18 protein-coding genes are annotated in these 20,339 nt (G+C 73.1%); 10 read left to right on the top strand and 8 right to left on the bottom strand.

From position 1 onward, the window contains the following. Positions 1-104: 104 nt before the first annotated feature. Genes AB0N17_RS13920 through AB0N17_RS13910 form a run of 3 tightly spaced genes read right to left on the bottom strand, consistent with a single transcriptional unit; the run spans position 105 to position 3,647 of the window. Positions 105-1,070, bottom strand: a complete 966-nt coding sequence (locus tag AB0N17_RS13920; RefSeq protein ID WP_366011505.1) for an ABC transporter permease — start codon at positions 1,068-1,070, stop codon at positions 105-107. Further along, positions 1,063-2,133 (bottom strand): ABC transporter permease, encoded by a 1,071-nt coding sequence (locus tag AB0N17_RS13915; RefSeq protein ID WP_366011504.1) that lies wholly within the window; start codon positions 2,131-2,133, stop codon positions 1,063-1,065. The genes AB0N17_RS13920 and AB0N17_RS13915 overlap by 8 nt, the downstream gene beginning before the upstream one ends. Next, complete coding sequence (locus AB0N17_RS13910) at positions 2,130-3,647, bottom strand: sugar ABC transporter ATP-binding protein (RefSeq protein WP_366011503.1); 1,518 nt, start codon at positions 3,645-3,647, stop codon at positions 2,130-2,132. Before AB0N17_RS13910 ends, AB0N17_RS13915 begins: the two co-directional genes overlap by 4 nt. Before the next feature lie 262 nt (positions 3,648-3,909). Here AB0N17_RS13910 and rhaI point away from each other — a divergent pair, with 262 nt between their 5' ends. The 7 genes from rhaI (at position 3,910) to AB0N17_RS13875 (ending at position 12,773) form a co-directional block, all read left to right on the top strand. Continuing rightward, entirely contained in the window at positions 3,910-5,070 is a 1,161-nt protein-coding gene (gene rhaI / locus AB0N17_RS13905) for an L-rhamnose isomerase (RefSeq protein WP_366011500.1), read from the top strand. A 59-nt stretch (positions 5,071-5,129) separates the two neighbouring features. Then, positions 5,130-7,169, top strand: coding sequence for a bifunctional aldolase/short-chain dehydrogenase (locus tag AB0N17_RS13900; protein ID WP_366011499.1), 2,040 nt, complete (start codon positions 5,130-5,132; stop codon positions 7,167-7,169). Positions 7,170-7,225: 56 nt separating this feature from the next. Further along, a complete protein-coding gene (locus AB0N17_RS13895; protein WP_366011641.1) occupies positions 7,226-8,614 on the top strand; it encodes a rhamnulokinase family protein in 1,389 nt (462 codons plus the stop codon). 72 nt (positions 8,615-8,686) lie between these two features. Further along, positions 8,687-9,442, top strand: a complete 756-nt coding sequence (locus tag AB0N17_RS13890) for a (Fe-S)-binding protein (RefSeq protein WP_366011498.1) — start codon at positions 8,687-8,689, stop codon at positions 9,440-9,442. After that, positions 9,439-10,917, top strand: coding sequence for a lactate utilization protein B (locus AB0N17_RS13885; RefSeq protein ID WP_366011497.1), 1,479 nt, complete (start codon positions 9,439-9,441; stop codon positions 10,915-10,917). Before AB0N17_RS13890 ends, AB0N17_RS13885 begins: the two co-directional genes overlap by 4 nt. Continuing rightward, entirely contained in the window at positions 10,914-11,555 is a 642-nt protein-coding gene (locus AB0N17_RS13880) for a lactate utilization protein C (protein ID WP_366011496.1), read from the top strand. Before AB0N17_RS13885 ends, AB0N17_RS13880 begins: the two co-directional genes overlap by 4 nt. A 63-nt stretch (positions 11,556-11,618) precedes the next feature. Then, the gene (locus tag AB0N17_RS13875) at positions 11,619-12,773 is read left to right on the top strand and encodes a betaine/proline/choline family ABC transporter ATP-binding protein (RefSeq protein WP_366011495.1); all 1,155 of its coding nucleotides are present in this window, start codon (positions 11,619-11,621) and stop codon (positions 12,771-12,773) included. A gap of 6 nt (positions 12,774-12,779) precedes the next feature. Here AB0N17_RS13875 and AB0N17_RS13870 read toward each other — a convergent pair whose 3' ends face one another. The 4 genes from AB0N17_RS13870 to AB0N17_RS13855 form a co-directional block, all read right to left on the bottom strand. After that, positions 12,780-13,721, bottom strand: coding sequence for an ABC transporter substrate-binding protein (locus AB0N17_RS13870; protein WP_366011494.1), 942 nt, complete (start codon positions 13,719-13,721; stop codon positions 12,780-12,782). Further along, positions 13,718-14,389, bottom strand: coding sequence for an ABC transporter permease subunit (locus AB0N17_RS13865; RefSeq protein ID WP_366011493.1), 672 nt, complete (start codon positions 14,387-14,389; stop codon positions 13,718-13,720). Before AB0N17_RS13865 ends, AB0N17_RS13870 begins: the two co-directional genes overlap by 4 nt. Next, positions 14,386-15,066, bottom strand: a complete 681-nt coding sequence (locus AB0N17_RS13860; protein WP_366011492.1) for an ABC transporter permease — start codon at positions 15,064-15,066, stop codon at positions 14,386-14,388. The genes AB0N17_RS13865 and AB0N17_RS13860 overlap by 4 nt, the downstream gene beginning before the upstream one ends. A gap of 635 nt (positions 15,067-15,701) precedes the next feature. Continuing rightward, on the bottom strand, positions 15,702-16,274 hold the full coding sequence (locus AB0N17_RS13855; protein WP_366011490.1) for a TetR/AcrR family transcriptional regulator: 573 nt from the start codon (positions 16,272-16,274) through the stop codon (positions 15,702-15,704). A 120-nt stretch (positions 16,275-16,394) separates the two neighbouring features. Between AB0N17_RS13855 and AB0N17_RS13850 the strand changes: the two genes are divergently transcribed. Further along, entirely contained in the window at positions 16,395-17,252 is an 858-nt protein-coding gene (locus AB0N17_RS13850) for a MoxR family ATPase (RefSeq protein WP_366011640.1), read from the top strand. Further along, a complete protein-coding gene (locus AB0N17_RS13845; RefSeq protein WP_366011489.1) occupies positions 17,249-18,601 on the top strand; it encodes a VWA domain-containing protein in 1,353 nt (450 codons plus the stop codon). Before AB0N17_RS13850 ends, AB0N17_RS13845 begins: the two co-directional genes overlap by 4 nt. 219 nt (positions 18,602-18,820) lie before the next feature. Here AB0N17_RS13845 and AB0N17_RS13840 read toward each other — a convergent pair whose 3' ends face one another. Continuing rightward, complete coding sequence (locus AB0N17_RS13840; protein WP_366011488.1) at positions 18,821-19,465, bottom strand: hypothetical protein; 645 nt, start codon at positions 19,463-19,465, stop codon at positions 18,821-18,823. 295 nt (positions 19,466-19,760) lie between these two features. Here AB0N17_RS13840 and AB0N17_RS13835 point away from each other — a divergent pair, with 295 nt between their 5' ends. Next, the gene (locus tag AB0N17_RS13835; protein WP_366011487.1) at positions 19,761-20,225 is read left to right on the top strand and encodes a hypothetical protein; all 465 of its coding nucleotides are present in this window, start codon (positions 19,761-19,763) and stop codon (positions 20,223-20,225) included. Positions 20,226-20,339: the final 114 nt, after the last annotated feature.

Raw genomic sequence — 20,339 nt, 5'->3', positions numbered from 1 at the left:
TCCTTTGCGAGAGGTTGAGTGGAGGCGCCGCGAAGGGGCGCGGGGCGTTGTCGGTGTGCGGCTGCCGCCGCGTGGGCGCGACCGGCCGCTGAGGGCCGCGTCCGTCAGACGGACCGCTGCGCCACGGCGATCTGTTTCGCCACGCGCGGCCCCAGCACGGAGACGACGAGCAGCACACCGGTGACGACGATCTGGGACTGCGCGGAGACGTTCAGCAGACTCATCACGTTCTGCAGCGCACCGAGCAGGAACACCCCGGCGATCGCACCGCCCAACGTGCCCCTGCCACCGTCGAAGTCGATCCCGCCGAGCAGCACGGCGGCGACCACGGACAGCTCCAGCCCCGTCGCGTTGTCGTACCGCGCGCTCGCGTAGTGCAGCGCCCAGAAGACACCGGTGAGCGCCGCCATGAGGCCGGTGGCGACGAAGAGGATCAGTTTGGTCCGCTTGACCCGGATTCCCGCGAACCGCGCCGCCTCCTCGCTCGCCCCGACCGCGAACAGCGACCGCCCGAACGGGGTGGCGTGCAGGACGACGACGGCGACGGCGAGGAGCACCAGGAAGGGCGGGAACGCCTGGGGCAGGAAGGAGTTCCCGAGCCGGCCGGCGGCGAAGTCCAGGTACCGGGAGGGGAAGTCGGTGACCGCGTCCGAGCCGAGGACGATCTCGGCGATGCCACGGTAGGCGGCCAGCGTGCCGATGGTGACGGCGAGGGACGGCAGCCCGAGCCGGGTCACCAGCAGACCGTTGACCAGCCCGCAGACGACGCCCAGCAGCAGGCACAGCGGGATGATCGTCTCGATGGCCATGCCCTCGTTCCACAGCTTGCCCATCACCGCCCCGGACAGCCCGGCGGTCGACGCTACCGACAGATCGATCTCGCCGGCGACCACGAGCAGGGTCATCGGCAGGGCGATCAGGGCGATCGGGAGGGTGTTGCCGAGGAGGAAGGACAGGTTGAGGGCGTTGCCGAAGCCGTCGACGAAGCCGAACGACAGCAGCGACAGGACGAGCAGCAGCGCGCCGACGACGGTGTCCCAGCGGATCGCGCGGGTGAGCGACTCAGGCACCGGGCTTCTCCTTCGCCATGACGGTCCTCCTTCGGGCCGACTTCTTCTTCAGGGCGGCGGCCACCCGCAGCGCGACGATCCGGTCGACGGCGATGGCGAGCAGCAGCAGGACGCCGTTGATGGCGAGCACCCACACGGAGCTGACGCCGAGGGCGGGCAGCACGCTGTTGACGGAGGTGAGCAGCAGGGCGCCGAGCGCGGCGCCGTACACGCTGCCGGAGCCGCCGGTGAAGGCGACGCCGCCGACCACGACGGCGCTGACGACGGTGAGTTCGTAGCCGTTGCCGGTGCCTGAGTCGACGTTGCCGAACCGGGCCAGGTAGAGGGCCCCGGCGAGTCCGGCGAGCGCGCCGCAGCAGGTGTAGGCGGTCAGGATCCGCTTGCGGACCGGGATGCCGGCGAGCCGTGCGGCCTCCGGGTTGGAGCCGAGGGCGTACAGCTCCCGCCCGCTGCCGAAGTGCTTGAGGTAGTAGGCGGTCGCCACCAGGACCACCAGAGCGATCATCGCGAGCCAGGGCACGGCGGAGACGCCGCCGGAGCCGAAGTCGACGAAGCCGCCCGGGAGGTCGGCGGCGGTGATCTGCCGGGAGCCGACCCAGATCGAGTCGACGCCGCGGATGATGTAGAGCGTGCCGAGCGTGACGACCAGCGCGGGCACCTGGCCGAGGCTGACCAGCAGGCCGTTGAGCAGGCCGAAGCCGACGCCGAGCAGGACGGCCAGGAGGATGGCGACGACCGCGTCGCCGCCGCCGTGCAGGTAGGTGCCGGCGGCGAAGGCGCTGATGCCGAGGGTGGAGCCGACGGACAGGTCGACGTTACGGGTGACGACCACCAGGGACTGGCCCGTCGCGACCAGCACCAGGATCGTGGCGTTGAGCAGCAGGTCCTTGATGCCCTGTGCGGACAGGAACTGGCTGTTGCCCGCCTGGGTGACGGCGATCATCAGCAGGAAGACGGCGAGGATGGCCAGTTCGCGCATCTTGAAGACGCGGTCCACGAGCCGGGTGCCGCTCGACTCGGGAGTCTCGGCGACGGCGGTCTCGTTCGGCGTGGTCACCGTCATGCGGCGGCCCTCCCGGTGGCTGCGGCCATCACGGTCTCCTCGGTGGCGCCGGAGCGGGGGATCTCGGCGGTGATCCGGCCCTCGTGCATCACCAGCACCCGGTCGGCCATGCCGAGGATCTCCGGAAGGTCGGAGGAGATCATCAGCACCGCCACCCCGTCGGCGGCGAGCTGCGACAGCAGCCGGTGCACCTCGGCCTTCGTGCCGACGTCGATCCCGCGGGTCGGCTCGTCCACGATGAGCACCTTCGGGCCGGTGGCCAGCCATTTGGCGAGGACGACCTTCTGCTGGTTGCCGCCGGAGAGCGTGGCGACGGTGTCGGCGATCCGGGCGTACTTCACCCGGAGCTTCACCGCCCAGTCCAGGGAGCGGCTGCGTTCGGCGCCCCGGTCCATCAGGCCGGCCCTGACGGTCGTCCGCAGTCCGGTCAGGCCGATGTTCCGTTCGATGGACATGCCCATCACCAGTCCCTGGGCCCTGCGGTCCTCGGGGACCAGGGCGAGACCGGCGGCCATCGCGGTGGACGGCGCTCCGTTGGTGAGCCGGCGGCCGCCGACCTCGACCTCGCCGGCGTCCCAGCGGTCGACGCCGAACACGGCCCGGGCGACCTCGGTGCGGCCGGCCCCGACGAGCCCGGCGAGCCCGACGATCTCCCCGCGCCGCACCTCGAAGGACACGTCGGTGAACACGCCCTCCCGGGTCAACCGCCTCACGCTGAGCGCGACTTCGCCCGCCCGTACCTCCTGCTTCGGGTACAGCTCGTCCAGGTCGCGGCCGACCATGCGGCGCACCAGGTCGTCCTCGGTCATGCCGTCGAGGGGCTCGCTGGCGATCCTGGCGCCGTCCCGGAGTGTGGTGACGGTCCGGCAGATCTGGAAGATCTCCTCCAGCCGGTGCGAGATGAACAGCACGGCCGCGCCCTGCTCGCGCAGGGTGCGTACGACGCCGAACAGCCGGGCGACCTCGCTGCCGGTCAGGGCGGCGGTCGGCTCGTCCATGATCAGGACGCGGGCGTCGAAGGAGAGCGCCTTGGCGATCTCCACGATCTGCTGGTCGGCGATCGAGAGCCCGCGGGCGGGCCGGTCGGGGTCGAGGCCGACGCCGAGGCGCTTCATCAGGGCGGCCGTGGCCGCGCGAGTGGCCTTGTGGTCGATCCGGCCGAGGGTCCGCCTGGGCCGGCGGCCCATGAAGATGTTCTCGGCGATCGACAGGTCGGGAAAGAGCGTGGGTTCCTGGTAGATCACGGCGATTTTGGCGTCGCGGGCGTCGCCGGGGCCGTGGAAGACGACGGGTTCCCCGTCGAGCAGCACCTGGCCGGCGTCCGGCCGGTGCACTCCGGCGAGGGTCTTGATCAACGTCGACTTGCCCGCGCCGTTCTCACCGGCGAGGGCGTGCACCTCGCCGGGCAGCAGCTCCAGGGAGACGTCCCTCAGGGCGCGTACGGCGCCGAAGGACTTGGAGACGCCCTTCAGCGCCAGCACCGGGGGCGGTCCCGTGTCGGGCGGGTGGGTCATGGATGGCTCCTCGACGACGCCCGGGCAGGCGCCTCACGACGGCATGAAAGGTTTCAACTGGATTGCCGGGACCGTAGGCAGCGCAGCCATGTCACGTCAATGGGTCCGTGTCGAAAAAGTTTCGACAGTCGAAGGTCACGGTGGAGTATCGGGAGAGTAGGTCGGCGGGAATGCTTGACACCCCCCTGAGCGGCCCCTAGCTTGCCGTTCTGAATCGTTTCACACGCTCAGTCGTTCGGACCGACACCCCAGGAGCCCCGAAGTGACCGACCTCGCCGCGGTGAAGGCCGCGCTCAAGACCCAGGCCGTCGAGACGCCGTCGTGGGCGTACGGGAACTCGGGGACCCGTTTCAAGGTGTTCGCCCAGGCCGGTGTGCCGCGCTCCCCGTGGGAGAAGCTGCAGGACGCGGCCAAGGTGCACGAGTTCACGGGCGTGGCCCCGACCGTCGCCCTGCACATCCCCTGGGACCGGGTCGACGACTACGCCGCGCTCGCCGCGTACGCCGAGGAGCACGGGGTGCGGCTCGGCGCGATCAACTCCAACACCTTCCAGGACGACGACTACAGGCTGGGCAGCATCTGTCATCCGGACGCGGCCGTGCGGCGCAAGGCCGTCGGTCATCTGCTGGAGTGCGTCGACATCATGGACGCGACGGGCTCCGCCGATCTGAAGCTGTGGTTCGCGGACGGCACGAACTATCCCGGCCAGGACGACGTACGGGCGCGGCAGGACCGGCTGGCGGAGGGGCTGGCCGAGGTGTACGCGCGGCTCGGTGAGGGGCAGCGGATGCTGCTGGAGTACAAGTTCTTCGAGCCGGCCTTCTACACGACGGACGTGCCGGACTGGGGGACGGCGTACGCGCACTGTCTGAAGCTCGGGCCGAAGGCGCAGGTCGTGGTCGACACCGGGCACCATGCGCCGGGGACGAACATCGAGTTCATCGTGGCGACGCTGCTGCGGGAGGGGAAGCTCGGGGGGTTCGACTTCAACTCGCGGTTCTACGCGGACGACGATCTGATGGTGGGGGCCGCCGATCCCTTCCAGCTGTTCCGGATCATGTGCGAGGTGGTCCGGGGCGGGGGTTTCACCTCCGAGGTGGCGTTCATGCTGGATCAGTGCCACAACATCGAGGCGAAGATTCCGGCGATCATCCGGTCGGTGATGAACGTCCAGGAGGCCACGGCGAAGGCTCTGTCGGTCGATCGGCCGGCGTTGGCCGCGGCCCAGGCCGCCGGTGACGTGCTGGGGGCCAACGCGGTGTTGATGGATGCGTACAACACCGATGTGCGCGGGCTATTGGGCGAGGTGCGCGAGGAGATGGGCCTGGATCCCGATCCCATGGCCGCGTACGCCCGGTGCGGGTGGGCGGAGAAGGTCGTCACCGAGCGGGTCGGCGGCCGGCAGGCGGGGTGGGGGGCGTAGAGCGCGACACACCCCCGCGCCCCCGGAATGCCCCTCTCTCGCGAAAAGGACCGTTGCTCATGACCACCCATCCCGAAGCCACCGCCCTCCTCTCCCGCTCCCACCGGCTGGGCTCCGACCCCCGGAACACCAACTACGCCGGCGGCAACGCCTCCGCCAAGGGCACCGGCACCGATCCCGTCACCGGGGGTGATGCCGAGCTGATGTGGGTGAAGGGGTCCGGAGGTGATCTCGGTACGCTCACCGAGAGCGGGCTGGCCGTGTTGCGGCTGGACCGGCTGCGCGCCCTCGCCGAGGTGTATCCCGGCGTGGAGCACGAGGACGAGATGGTCGCCGCGTTCGACTACTGCCTGCACGGCAAGGGCGGGGCCGCGCCCTCCATCGACACCGCCATGCACGGGCTCGTGGACGCGCCGCACGTCGACCATCTGCACCCCGACTCGGGGATCGCGCTCGCCTGTGCCGTGGACGGAGAGAGACTGACCGCCGAGTGTTTCGGGGACAGCGTGGTCTGGGTGCCGTGGCGGCGCCCGGGCTTTCAGCTGGGGCTGGACATCGCCGCCGTCAAGGAGGCCAACCCGCGGGCCGTCGGGTGCATCCTCGGCGGCCACGGGATCACCGCCTGGGGGAACTCCTCCGAGGAGTGCGAGCGCAACTCGCTGCACATCATCCGTACCGCCGAGGCGTTCCTGGCCGAGCGCGGGAAGGCCGAGCCGTTCGGGCCGGTGATCGAGGGGTACGAGGCGCTGCCCCCGGGCGAGCGGCGGGAGCGGGCCGCCGCCCTCGCCCCGTACGTCCGGGCGCTCGCCTCCGAGGACCGGGCCCAGGTCGGCCACTTCACTGACTCCGGCGTCGTCCTGGACTTCCTCGCCCGCGCCGCGCACCCCCGGCTCGCCGCGCTCGGCACCTCCTGCCCCGACCACTTCCTGCGCACCAAGGTACGGCCGCTGGTCCTGGACCTGCCGCCGAGCGCACCCCTGGAGGACGCCGTCGCCCGGCTGCGGGAACTGCACGCCGCGTACCGCGAGGAGTACGCCGCCTACTACGCGCGGCACGCCACGCCGGACTCCCCCGCCCTGCGCGGCGCCGATCCGGCGGTCGTGTTCGTCCCCGGGGTGGGCATGTTCTCGTTCGGCAAGGACAAGCAGACCGCCCGCGTGGCCGGCGAGTTCTACGTCAACGCCGTCAACGTCATGCGCGGCGCCGAGGCCGTCTCCGCCTACGCGCCGATCGAGGAGGCGGAGAAGTTCCGCATCGAGTACTGGGCGCTGGAGGAGGCCAAGCTCCGGCGGATGCCGGAGCCCGGGCCGCTGGCCACGCGCGTCGCGTTCGTCACGGGGGCGGGCAGCGGGATCGGGAAGGCCGTCGCGCACCGCCTGGCGGCCGAGGGCGCGTGTGTCGTCGTGGCCGATCTCGACGGGGACAGCGCCGCCGCCGTGGCGAAGGAGCTGGGCGGACCGGACAAGGCCGTCGCCGTGACCGTGGACGTCACGTCCGAGGAGCAGATCGCCGCCGCCTTCCGGGCCGCCGTGCTGGCCTTCGGGGGCGTCGACCTCGTCGTCAACAACGCCGGGATCTCCGTCTCCAAGCCGCTGCTCGAAACCTCGGCCGACGACTGGGACCTCCAGCACGACATCATGGCCCGGGGCTCGTTCCTGGTGTCGCGGGAGGCGGCCCGGGTGATGACCGCGCAGGGGCTGGGCGGTGACGTCGTCTACGTCGTCTCCAAGAACGCCGTCTTCGCCGGACCCAACAACATCGCCTATTCGGCGACCAAGGCTGACCAGGCGCATCAGGTGCGCTTGCTGGCGGCCGAGCTGGGCGAGTACGGCATCCGGGTCAACGGGGTCAACCCGGACGGTGTGGTGCGCGGTTCGGGGATCTTCGCCGGCGGCTGGGGTGCGCGGCGGGCCGCGGTGTACGGGGTGCCGGAGGAGAGGCTGGGCGAGTTCTACGCGCAGCGCACGCTCCTGAAGCGGGAGGTGCTGCCCGAGCACGTGGCGAACGCGGTGTTCGCGCTCACGGGCGGCGACCTCACCCACACCACCGGGCTGCACGTCCCGGTCGACGCGGGTGTGGCGGCCGCGTTCCTGCGGTGAGCGCGGACGTGAAGTCGTACGCCGCCGTCGACCTGGGGGCCTCCAGCGGGCGGGTCATGCTCGGCCGGGTCGGCCCGGACCGCGTGGAGCTGAGCGAGGTGCACCGGTTCGCCAACCGGCCGGTGCGGGTCCCGGAGGGGCTGCGCTGGGACGTGCTCGGGCTGTACGGCGGTGTCCTGGACGGGCTGCGGGCGGTGGGCCGGGTGGACTCCGTCGGCATCGACGGCTGGGCCGTGGACCACGGGCTGCTGGACGCCGACGGCGCCCTGCTCGGCAACCCCGTGCACTACCGCGACGCCCGCACCGAGGGCGTCGCCGAGAAGGTGTGGGCGACCGTGCCGGCACCGGAGCTGTACGCGGCGACCGGGTTGCAGTACGCCCCGTTCAACACCCTGTACCAGCTCGCGGCCGCCCGCTCCACGGTCCAGTTCGCCCGGGCCGTACGGCTGTTGCTGATCCCCGACCTGCTGACGTACTGGCTGACCGGCGAGCAGGGCACCGAGCTGACCAACGCCTCCACCACCCAGCTGATCGATCCCCGGACGCGGACGTGGTCGTACGGCGTGGCCGAGCGGCTGGGGATCGACCTCGGGCTGTTCGCGCCACTGCGGCAGCCGGGCGATCCGGCCGGGGTGCTGCGGCCGGAGGTGCTGCAGGAGACGGGTCTGACGGGTCCGGTGCCGGTGACGGCCGTCGGCTCGCACGACACCGCGTCCGCGGTGGCCGCCGTCCCGGCGACCGGTGAGCGCTTCGCCTACATCTGCACCGGCACCTGGTCCCTGGCCGGGCTGGAGCTGACCGCTCCGGTGCTGACCGAGGAGAGCCGGGCCGCGAACTTCAGCAACGAGCTGGGGCTCGACGGGACCGTCCGGTACCTGCGGAACATCATGGGGCTGTGGCTGCTCCAGGAGTGCGTACGGTCCTGGGGGCAGCCCGATCTGGCGGCGCTGCTGCGCGAGGCGGCCGGCGTGCCGGCGCTGCGTTCGGTGGTGGACGCCGGGGACGAGCGGTTCCTGGCGCCGGGCCGGATGCCGGAGCGGATCGCCGAGGCGTGCCGGGAGTCGGGGCAGCCGGTGCCCGCGTCGCGGGCCGAGGTCACCCGGTGCATCCTCGACTCGCTCGCCCTCGCCCACCGGCGGGCCGTGCGGGACGCGCAGCGGCTGGCCGACCGTCCGGTGGACGTGGTGTACGTCGTCGGCGGGGGCGTCCGCAACGCGCTGCTGTGCCAGCTGACGGCCGACGCCTGCGGGCTGCCCGTGGTGGCCGGTGCGACGGAGGCGGCGGCTCTCGGGAACGTCCTGGTGCAGGCCAGGGCGCAGGGGCTGACCGGCGACCTCGCCGCCATGCGCCGGCTGCTGGCCCGTACCCGGCCGCTGACCCGGTACGCGCCCCGGGGCGGCACCGCCCGCTGGCGGGAGGCCGGACAACGGCTCGCCGCACGGTGAGCCGCCGTCTCCTCGCGCCGGCGCGCGCCCACTACCCTGCACTCGTCCGACGACCGACTCCGAGGAGCCGCGATGCGTGTCGCCCTGTTCCTGACCTGTGTCAACGACACGCTCTATCCGGACACCGGCAGGGCCGTGGTGCGACTGCTGACCAGACTGGGCGTCGAGGTCGACTTCCCCATGGGCCAGACCTGCTGCGGACAGGCGCACTACAACACCGGCTACCGGCACCAGGCCGAGCCGCTCGCCCGGCACTTCTCCGACGTCTTCCGGGACTACGAGGCGATCGTCACCCCGTCCGGGTCCTGCGGGGCGATGGTGCGGGAGCTGTATCCCCGGATGGGCGAGCGGGCCCGGGCCGAGGGCCGCGGGGACTCGCTGGCCCGGACGCTGGCGCCGGTGGTGCCGCGGACGTACGAGCTGACGGAGTTCCTGGTGGATGTGCTGGGGGTGACGGACGTGGGCGCGTACTACCCGCACCGGGTCACCTATCACCCGACCTGTCACGGGCTGCGCGGCCTCGGGCTCGGGGACCGGCCGCTCCGGCTCCTGCGGGCGGTCCGGGGGCTGGAACTGGTCTGGCTGCCGGGCGCCGAGGAGTGCTGCGGGTTCGGCGGGACGTTCGCGGTGAAGAACGCGGAGGTGTCGGCGGCGATGGGCGTGGACAAGGTGCGCAACGCGGAGTCGACGGGCGCGTCGGTGCTGTGCGCGGCCGACAACTCCTGTCTGATGCACATCGGCGGCACCATGAGCCGGCTCCGGGTGGGGATGCGGCCGGTGCACCTCGCACAGATCCTGGCGAGCACGAAGGAGGAGACGGCGGTATGAGCGGGACGTTCGTCGGTATGCCGGCCTTCCCCGAGGCCGCGCGGGAGGCCGTCCACGACGCCACCCTGCGCGGCAATCTGCGGCACGCCACGCACACCATCCGCGCCAAACGGGCCAGGGCGGTGGCCGAGCTGTCCGACTGGGAGGGGCTGCGGGAGGCGGGCCGCCGCATCAAGGACCACACGCTGCGCCATCTCGACCGGTACCTGGAGCAGTTGGAGGAGTCGGTCACCGCGGCGGGCGGCACGGTCCACTGGGCGGCGGACGCCGACGAGGCCAACCGGATCGTGACCGGACTGGTCCGGGCCACCGGCGAGTCGGAGGTCGTCAAGGTCAAGTCGATGGCCACGCAGGAGATCGGGCTGAACGAGGCACTTCAGGCCGCCGGCATCCGTGCCTACGAGACCGATCTCGCCGAGCTGATCGTGCAGTTGGGCAAGGACCGCCCCTCGCACATCCTGGTCCCGGCGATCCACCGCAACCGCGGCGAGATCCGGGACATCTTCACGGCCGAGATGGGCGCGTGGGGCCGCCCGGCCCCCGAGGGGCTGACCGACACGCCCGCCGAGCTCGCCGAGGCGGCCCGGCTGCACCTGCGGGAGAAGTTCCTGCGGGCCAAGGTCGGCATCTCGGGTGCCAACTTCATGGTCGCGGAGACCGGCACCCTGGTGGTCGTGGAGTCCGAGGGCAACGGCCGGATGTGCCTGACCCTGCCGGAGACGCTGATCTCGGTCGTCGGCATCGAGAAGGTGGTGCCGGCCTGGCGGGACCTGGAGGTGTTCCTGCAGACCCTGCCCCGCTCCTCCACCGCCGAGCGGATGAACCCGTACACGAGCATGTGGACGGGGACCGCCGACGAGGACGGGCCGCGGACCTTCCATCTGGTGCTGCTCGACAACGGCCGCACCGACACCCTCGCCGACCGGGTGGGCCGGCAGGCGCTGCGCTGCATCCGCTGCTCGGCCTGCCTCAACGTGTGCCCCGTGTACGAGCGGGCCGGCGGGCACGCGTACGGCTCGGTCTACCCGGGTCCCATCGGCGCCATCCTCAGCCCCCAGCTGCGGGGCACGGCGAGCGAGATCGACGCCTCGCTGCCGTACGCGTCGAGCCTGTGCGGCGCCTGCTACGAGGTCTGTCCGGTCGCCATCGACATCCCCGAGGTGCTGGTGCACCTGCGGGAGCGGGTCGTGCAGGGCGGCCCGGCGGTGCGGCAGGGCAACCGGGTGGTGCTGAAGCCCGCCCGGGGGCACGCGGCGGAGCGGGCGGCGATGCGGGCGGCACGCTGGGCCTTCGCCCGCCCCGGCGCCCTGCTCGCGGGCCAGCGGCTCGCCTCCCGCACCCGCCGGCTGCACCCGCGCACCCTGCCGGGCCCGGGCGGCGCCTGGACCGGCAGCCGGGATCTGCCGGCGGTCCCGGCGGAACCCTTCCGGGACTGGTGGCGGCGCACGCGCGGCGGACAGGAGGGCGGCAAGTGAGCAGCAGGGAAAGGGTCCTGGGCCGGGTGCGGCGGGCGCTGGCCGACGTGACACCGGACGAGCGGCCGTACGAGGAGGCCGTGGCGCGGGACTATCTGCGGGAGCACGGGCAGCGCACGGCCGAGCAGACGGTGGACCTGCTGGCGGAGAACCTGGCGGACTACCGGGCGCTCGTGCACCGCTGCACCGAGGACGAACTCCCTTCCCTCGTCGCCCGGTTGCTCGCGGACCGGAAGGCGGCGTCGGTGCTGGTGCCGCCGGGCCTGGCGGAGGGCTGGCTGGCGCGGACGGACGTCGCACGGGTCGCCGACCGGGGCGACAGCACGCCGCACGACCTGGACCGGGCCGACAGCGTGGTCACCGCCTGCGCGGTGGCGATCGCCGAGACCGGCACCATCGTCCTGGACGGCGGCCCCGACCAGGGCAGGCGCCGGATCAGCCTCGTCCCCGACCACCACATCTGCGTGGTCCGCGTCCCCGACCAGGTCGTCTCCGCCGTCCCCCAGGCCCTCGAACGCCTGGACCCGGGGCGCCCGTTGACCTGGATCTCCGGTCCCTCGGCGACCAGCGACATCGAACTGGACCGGGTGGAGGGCGTGCACGGCCCGCGCACCTTGGAGGTGGTGCTGGTCGGCTGAGGTGCTTCACCTGGCCGATGCCGCCGCCGGGCGCCGCGCGGACGGCCCCGTTAGCGTGAGGGAATGATCCGGTTCGAGCAGGTCACCAAGCGGTACCCGGACGGTACGACGGCTGTGGACGACCTCTCCTTCGAGGTGGCCGAGGGGGAGCTCGTCACGCTGGTCGGGCCGTCCGGCTGCGGCAAGACGACGACCATGATGATGGTGAACCGGCTCATCGAACCGACCTCGGGCCGGATCCTCGTCGGCGGCGAGGACATCGCGGCGGTCGACCCGGTACGGCTGCGCCGCCGGATCGGTTACGTCATCCAGCAGGTGGGCCTCTTCCCGCACCGCACCGTCCTGGACAACACCGCGACCGTGCCCGCGCTGCTCGGCTGGAAGCGGGCCCGGGCGCGGGCCCGGGCGGCCGAGCTGCTGGAGCTGGTGGGCCTCGACCCGAAGACGTACGGGTCGCGCTACCCCGAGCAGCTGTCCGGCGGGCAGCGGCAGCGGGTCGGGGTGGCGCGGGCGCTCGCGGCCGATCCGCCGGTGCTGCTGATGGACGAGCCGTTCGGGGCGGTCGACCCGGTGGTGCGCGAGCAGCTGCAGGACGAGTTCCTGCGGATGCAGTCGGCGGTCCGCAAGACCGTGCTGCTGGTCACCCATGACCTGGAGGAGGCGGTCCGGCTCGGTGACCGGATCGCCGTGTACGGGCAGGGGCGGATCGAGCAGTTCGACACGCCGGGCGCGGTCCTCGGGGCGCCCGCGACCTCGTACGTCGCCTCCTTCGTGGGCGCCGACCGCGGCCTGAAGCGGCTGTCGGTCACCACGATCGAGCCGGACGACCTTCAGCAGCCGCCCGTGGCCCGGCTGCACGAGCCCGCCGACCGGGCCCGCGAGCGGCTGCGGGCGGAGGGCGCACGGTGGGCCGTCGTCCTGGACGCGCACGGCGACCTGCACGGCTGGGCGGGCGTCGACGAGCTGGCGGCGGGCGGCACGGTCGGCGACCTCGCCCACCGGATGACCGCGTGGGTGCCGGTGGGCGCGCCGCTGAAGCAGGCGTTCGGGGTGATGCTCCAGTACGACGCCGGGTGGGTCGCGGTGCTGGACGGCGCGCGGTTCCTCGGCGTGCTCACCCCGGCCAAGCTGCACGAGGCGCTGCGCCGCTCGGTGGACGCGGAGGTGCGGGGCGTGGCGCGGGGGCAGGTGCCGTTCGACTCGGTGTCGGACGCCTGACGCCTCTCACTTCAGCAGGCCCTTCTCACGGAGATAGGCGCGGGCCACGTCGGCGGGCAGCCGGCGCCAGCTGTCGACCTGCTGGTTCATCCGGGCCAGGTCCTCGGTCGTCAGGACCTCGTTGAGCCGGCCGAGCGCCCTGGCGGCCCCGGGGCCGCCCGCGCGGGAGCGGTTGACGACGGGGACCACGTAGTCGGCGTTCTGCAGGTGCTTGTCGTCGGCGAGCAGGACCAGGCCGAAGGAGCCTAGGGTGGCGTCGGTGGTGGTGGTCAGCACCATCTGGTCCCGGCCCTGCTGCACGGCCCGCTTGGCCTGGGTGGTGCCGACGCCCTTGGGGTCGACGCCGGTGACGTCGATGCCGTACACCTTGCGCAGGCCCGGCTCGCAATACGGCCGTTGCACGCATTCGTCGCCGGCGGCGAGCCGGACCTTCAGCCGGGAGGCGCCGAGGTCGCTGAGCGTGCTGAGCCGGTGCTGCCGGGCGTAGGAGGCGCTCACCGCGAAGGCGTTCTGGTCGACGGCACGGCCGGGCGGCAGGACGGTGAGCCCGCGGGGTGCGGCGAGCCCGCGCAGGGCCTTCATCGTGGTGGCGACGTCGGGTGAGCCGACGGGTTCCGCGTCGGCGCCGTGGGTCTTGGCGTTCAGCCAGTCGGCGAAGGTGGCCGCGTACTCGGGCACGACGTCGATCCGGCCGGACTCCAGGGCCGGTTCGTACAGCTCCCGGTTGGCGACCGTGAGCAGGGAGGTCTTGTAGCCGGCCCGGTTCAGGAGCTGGGCGTACATCTGGGCGAGCAGGTCGCTCTCGGTGAAGCCGGCCGAGCCGATGGTCAGGTGGTGGCTGTCGCCGGGCGGAGCGGTGACCTGGCCGCGGTTCTCCAGGGAGGGGCCGGTGGTGCAGGCCGGCAGGACGAGGAGCACGAGGGCCGTCAGCGCCGTGGCGCCCCTCATCGGCCGCCCCTGGCCCACGCCGGCGCCAGCCGCTCGGCGATCTCGAAGAGGCCCTCCACGACGAGGGCGAGCACGGCGACGAGCAGGGCGCCGGCGACGACCATGGGCGTGCTGGCGAGGTTGAAGCCCGCGGTGATGATCCGGCCGAGGCCGCCGCCGCCCGCGAGCGCGGCGATGGTGGCGGTGGCGACGAGCTGGACGGCGGCGATCCGTACCCCGTTGAGGACCAGGGGGAGCGAGAGGGGCAGCTCCACCTGGAACAGCAGCTGCCGCCCGGTCATCCCCATGCCCCGCGCGGCCTGGACGACGTTCCGGTCGACCTCGCGCATGCCGACGTAGGCGTTGGTGAGCAGCGGCGGTACGGCGAACAGCACCAGGGCCACCACCGTCGGGCCCTCGCCCCACCGTCCGACGGGGGTCAGGAGCAGCAGCACCAGGACGGCGAAGGTGGGCACGGCGCGGCCGACGTTGGAGAGGTTCACGGCGAGCGCGCCGCCCTTGCCGAGGTGGCCGAGGACCAGGGCGACGGGCAGCGCGACGAGGCAGCTGACGATCAGGCAGACCACGGTGAGCACGAGGTGCTGGAGCAGCCGGTGCCGGACGCCGTCGTCGCCGGCCCAGTGCGCGGGGTCGGTGAGCCAGTCCCAGCTCGCGGCGAGCGTGCTCATGCCCGGGCCGCCCGCGCCCACGGCGTGATCAGCCACTGCACGCCCAGCAGGAGCAGGTCGGCGGCGACCGCGATCAGCACGCACAGTACGGACGCGGTGAGCACCTGGGCCTTGAAGTAGGTGTTCATGCCCGCGTAGATCAGGTTGCCGAGGCCGCCGAAGCCGACGATCGCGCCGACGGTGACCAGGGAGACCGCCGAGACGGTGGCGATGCGCAGGCCGGCCATCGCGGCGGGCAGGGCGAGGGGCAGCTCCACGGTGAGCAGGAGGCGGACCGGGCCGTAGCCGAGGCCGCGCGCGGCCTGCCGGGTCTCCTCGGGGACCGCGCGCAGGCCCGCGAGGATGTTCCGGACGAGGAGGGTGAGCGAGTACAGCACGAGACCGGCGACGACGAGGCCGGCAGAGAGGCCGTAGAGGGGCAGGAGCAGGGAGAACATGGCCAGCGACGGGATGGTGTAGAGGATCGTCGTGACGGCGAGCACCGGGCCGGCCGCCCAGCCCCAGCGGCGGGCCAGCACCGCCAGCGGCAGGGCGATGACCAGCCCGAGCAGGACCGACAGGGCGGTCAGCTGGAGGTGCTGGACGACCGCGTCGAGCAGGATCTCGCGGCGGGTGCGCAGATAGGCGCCGCAGATCCATGCGTTGCGCGCGAGACAGTCGTGCGGGGGCGCGGTCACGGCTCCATTGCACCGGCCCGTCCGACGCGTCGGCACGCTGGACTGACCCGTACGGGGCGCTCCGCGGGGGACCGGGAGGAGCCGCCGGGACCGGGAGGGACCGCCGGAACCGGGAGGGGGCCGCCAGAACGGGGAGGGGGCCGCCGGGACCGGGAGCGACCGGCGGGACCGGGAGGGAGCCATAGGGACCGGGAGGGGCCGCCGGAACGGGGAGGGACCGCCGGGACCGGGAGCGACCGCCGGGACCGGGAGGGAGCCATAGGGACCGGGAGGGGCCGCCGGGCGGCTGCGGCTACGTCGCCGCTGGCCGCACGCGCGCGGGCTGGGAGGGCCGCCGGTCAACTGCGGCCTCGTCGTCGCCGGCCGCGCACATGCAGGCCGGAAGGAGCCGCCGGTCGGCTGCACTGCGTCGTGGCCGACCGCGCCCGCGGGGGTGGAGGGACCGCCGGTCGGCTGCGGCGTCGTCGTCGCCGGCCGAGCACGCACGGACCGCGAGGGGGCCGCCGGTCGGCTACGGCGTCGTCGTCGCCGGCCACGCACACGGAGGCCGGAAGGAGCCGCCGGCCGACTGCGGCCTCGTCGCGGCCGGCCGCGCACGCGCGGGCCGGACGCGGGCCCGTGTCCCTTCGGGGCGGTTACGCCATTCCCGCCGCGTCCAGCAGTGTCGTGACCGTCGTCGTCGCGAGGCCGTCGTCCAGGCGCTCCACTCCCGTGCCGGCCCGGGCGGCGGCGCCGTCGAAGATCAGCAGGAGTTGGCGGGCGAGCAGGCCGGGGTCGTGGGCGCCGCCGCGCTCCGCCTCGGTACGAAAGGTCCGAACCAGCCGTTCCTTGACCGTGCTGGCCACCACGCTCGCCGGGTGCTCCGGGTTCTTCAGCTCGACCAGCACGGCGAGGTACGGGCAGCCGTGGTAGCCGTCGTCCAGGGCGGCCCGCTCCAGCTGTCCGAAGACGTGGAGGATGCGCTCGCGCGGGGTCGCGGCCTGCGGATCGGGGTGCGCGAACCGCGCCTCGTACCGGGGGATGCGCTGCTCCAGGCTCGCGGCCAGCATCTCGTCCTTGCTGTCGAACAGCTGGTACATCGACCGCTTGGAGACGCCCGCCTCCCGGCACAGGGCCTCGATGCCGATGGAGACGCCGTCGCGGTAGGAGAGCCGGGCGGCGGCGTCGAGGAGCCGGTCGCGGGGGGACGCCTTGTCAGTGGTGGCCATGCGGCGAGGTTACCGCTGGACGGACTGAAGAGAAACCGATCGGTGTATACCGTGGCGCGCGAGGTGAACAAGCGCTTAGATAGGAACCCGGCTCCTGTTCCCGACCCGCCGGAGGCCCCGTTGTTCACGTCCGTCGACGACGTCTCCGCCCGCCTGGCCGAGACCGGCTACCTCGCCTCGCCCGCCGTCGCCACGACCGTCTTCCTCGCCGACCGGCTGGGCAAGCCGCTGCTGGTGGAGGGCCCCGCGGGGGTGGGCAAGACCGAGCTGGCCAAGGCCGTCGCCCAGGTGGCCGGGGCCCGGCTGATCCGGCTCCAGTGCTACGAGGGCGTGGACGAGTCCCGGGCGCTGTACGAGTGGAACCATGCCAAGCAGCTGCTGCGGATCAGCGCGGGCCGCGACGAGAGCTGGGACGAGACCCGCACCGACATCTTCAGCGAGGAGTTCCTGCTCCCCCGCCCGCTGCTCACCGCCATCCGCGGCGACGAGCCGACGGTGCTGCTCATCGACGAGACCGACAAGGCCGACGTCGAGATGGAGGGGCTGCTGCTGGAGGTGCTCAGCGACTTCCAGGTCACGGTCCCGGAGCTGGGCACGGTCACCGCGACCCGCCGCCCGTTCGTCGTCCTCACCTCCAACGCCGGCCGGGAACTGTCCGAGGCGCTGCGCCGCCGGTGCCTGTTCCTGCACATCGGCTTCCCGGAGGAGGAGCTGGAGCGGCGGATCGTCCGGCTGAAGGTGCCGGGCCTGGACGCCGCGCTGGCCGAATCGGTGGTCCGGGTGGTCGGGGCGCTGCGCGCGATGGACCTGCGCAAGGTGCCGTCCGTCGCCGAGACCATCGACTGGGCGCGCACCCTGCTGGCGCTGGGCGCCGGCACGCTGGACGAGACGGTCGTACAGGACACCCTCGGCGTGATCCTCAAGCACCAGGACGACATCCAGAAGGCGGCGGCCAAGCTCGACCTGGACGCGCTGTGACCGGTGTCGCCGAGCGGATCACCGGCCTGGTCGGGGCGCTGCGCGCGCACGGGGTGCGGATCGGCACCGGCGAGAGCGTGGACGCGGCCCTCGCGGTCCAGGCGCTGGGGCTCACGGACCGGGAGCGGCTGCGCGAGGGACTGGCGGCCACCCTGCTGCACGGGCCGGCCCAACGGGCCGTCTTCGACCCGGTCTTCGACCTGTACTTCCCGCGCGGGGTCGGCGGCCCGGACGGCGCCGCGGCGGACCGCGACGCCCTGCGCGACCGGCTCGCCGAGGCGCTGGCCGCCGACGACCGGGCGCTGATGGCCCGGTTGGCGGCCGAGGCCGTCGACGGCATGGGCGGGTACGGGAGTTCGCCGGGTTCGGACGGCTTCTCGGCGTACCAGACCCTCGACCGGCTGCGCCCGCAGACCCTGCTGGCCCGGGTGCGGGCCGATGTCCGGGGGCAGGGCGACAGCGGGGCCGGGTTCACGGACCGGCTGCTGGACGACGAGATCCGGCGCCGCATCGAGGACTTCCGGCGCATGGTCGGGACGGAGGCGCGGCGCCGGGTCGCGGAGCGGCGCGGGCGGGACGAGATCGCGCGGCGCGGCGTGCGGCCGACCGCGGACCGGGTCGACTTCCTGTTCGCCGACCGCGATCAGCTCGCCGAGCTGCGCAGGGCGGTGCAGCCGCTCGCGCGCAAGCTGGCCACCCGGCTCGCCGCGCGCCGCCGCCGGGCCGCGCGCGGCACCGTCGACCTGCGCCGCACCCTGCGCTCCTCGCTCTCCACGGGCGGCGTGCCGATGCGGCCGGTGCTGCGCCGGCGCCGGCCGGTCCGCCCCGAACTGGTGCTGCTGTGCGACGTCTCGGGCTCGGTGTCGGGCTTCTCGGACTTCACGATGCTGCTGGTGCAGGCGCTGCACGACCAGTTCAGCAAGGTCCGGGTCTTCGCCTTCGTCAACCGGCTCGACGAGGTCACCGGCCTGCTCGACCACGGCCGCGCCGACCCCGGCGGGCTGAGCGCCCGCATCCGCGCCGAGGCCACCCTCACCGGCTGGCACGGCAGCAGCGACTACGGCATGGCGCTGGGCGAGTTCACCGAGCGGTACGGCGCCGCGGTCGGCCCGCGCACGACGGTGTTCGTCCTCGGGGACGCCCGGACGAACATGAGCGACCCGAACCTGCCCGCCGTACGCGACCTCGCCCGGCGCGCCCGCCGCGTCTACTGGCTCAACCCCGAGCCGCGCGCTCAGTGGGGCACCGGCGACTCGGCCGCGCCCGCCTACGCGGAGCTGGCCGAGATGCACGAGTGCCGGACGGCCCGCCAGCTCGGTGCGCTGATCGCCCGTCTGCTGCCGGTGTGATCGACTGGTCCCGGACGACCGCGACCGGCCCTTGATCCGCAGCGAAGGACGCACGCCATGAGCCACTCCCCCGTGCCGCTCGGCACCTTCCCCACTCCCCTTAAACCCTCTACCAGGTCCTCGACGTCTTCCAAGACCTGCTGAGGTGCTGGACCGGCACCTGCACCACCTGCGGCCGCCCCCTGCCGGCCAGCAGAAACAGAACCTAACGAAGCACTACTAGGCGCGCACCGGGGCGGGTGCCGCCCGCTCGGCCCGGCGCACGGCCAGCAGGGCGACGAGATAGACGAGGTCGAGCAGGAAGCAGCCGACGTAGAGGTAGTACATGAGGGCGTTGTCGTAACGGTGGTCCGGGTCGGGGGCGGCGACCATGGCCATGGAGGCGCAGGCCGTGCCGAGCAGCTTGGCCAGCGCGATCCCCGGGGACTGGCCGCGGGTGCCCCGGCGGCCGGCGAGCATCCCGAGGAACAGGGCGGACATCGCCAGGTTGCTGCCGAACGCCGTGAGGGTGCCGTCGCCCCTGTCCAGTTGCAGCGAGGCGTAGTTCATGCCCGTGTAGGCGAGGGCGAGCAGTGCGGCGAGCGAGGGCAGGAGCAACCGGTCCGGCAGGTAGGGGAATTCGGACCGGCCGTGGCGTACGAGCGTGTAACCGATGGCGAGATCGAAGCCGAACCAGACCATGTCGGCGACGTACACGACCCCGCTGCCGGGTCGCACGAACGCGAACGTGAACTCCCAGCTGAGATTGGTGGCGAAGGAGACCACGGGCATACCGAAGGTGCGCTCCCGTAACCCCGTCCGGATCAGCAGCACATAGGCCACGGTCCAGAACACTCCCGTGCCCAGCTGAAACACCGTGTGCATGGATTCCCCCGCCGCCCGGCCGTCCGATGCGCGTCCGTGCCCACTCTGGCACGCAGGCGGCCCCGGACACAGAGGAGATCGCGACGGACGACAGGCCGAGAACCGACCGTCCGGCACCGGCCACCAGGTACGCGCCTGCCGCGGAAGGAGTTCGCAGGCGAGGATCCCGGGCCAGGACCGGGGGGTACGAAAATTCCTCCCTCCCCGCCTGCAACCTCGCCCGGGGCCGGACGTCTGTCGGGATGGAGGCCTCCACTTCGAGCAGATGTCCGACCCCGAGCGACCGAAGGAACCCATGTCCGCACACCGTGCCCCTCGCCCGAACCGTGCCCGCAGGCTGCGCGCCACCCTGGGGGTCTCCGCCGTAGGCGCGGCCCTGGCCCTCGCCGGCACCATGACCGCCCAGGCCGCACAGACCGGCGGCCACTCCCCCGCCCACTCCGCGCCTCACCCCCACACCGGTGCCACCGCCGTGCCGACAGCGGCCCCGGCCCCGGCCCGAGCGGCGACCCCGTCCCCTGTGCCGTCCCCGGTCCGTACGGCGGCCCCCTCCCCGGTACCGTCCCCGGCCCGCACGGCCACCCCGAGTCCCGTGCCCGCCACTCCGCGGCCCGTGCCGTCGTCGCCCGGGCACGCCGCCCCGAGCCCGGTGCCGTCCGTACCGCCCGCCGCCCCGGCCCCCGTTCCGGTTCCGGCCCACCCGCGGCACGTACCGCACCACGGCCACGCCACCCCGGCGCCGGTTCCGCGGCATCCCTGAGGCAGGCAGCAGCACCATCTAGACGGGCCGGTGCGGGGGAGGCGCAGCCAGGCGCGCCCCGATCGGGCTGCCGCCGGTCGTCTCATCCCGCTCTCGCATAGCCGCATCGCTCGC

It is taken from the genome of Streptomyces sp. NPDC051133 (genome assembly GCF_040682635.1).
GTDB lineage: Bacteria > Actinomycetota > Actinomycetes > Streptomycetales > Streptomycetaceae > Streptomyces.
The sequence above is the reverse complement of the archived record's forward strand: the minus strand, read 5'-3'. Positions and strand labels throughout refer to the sequence as shown.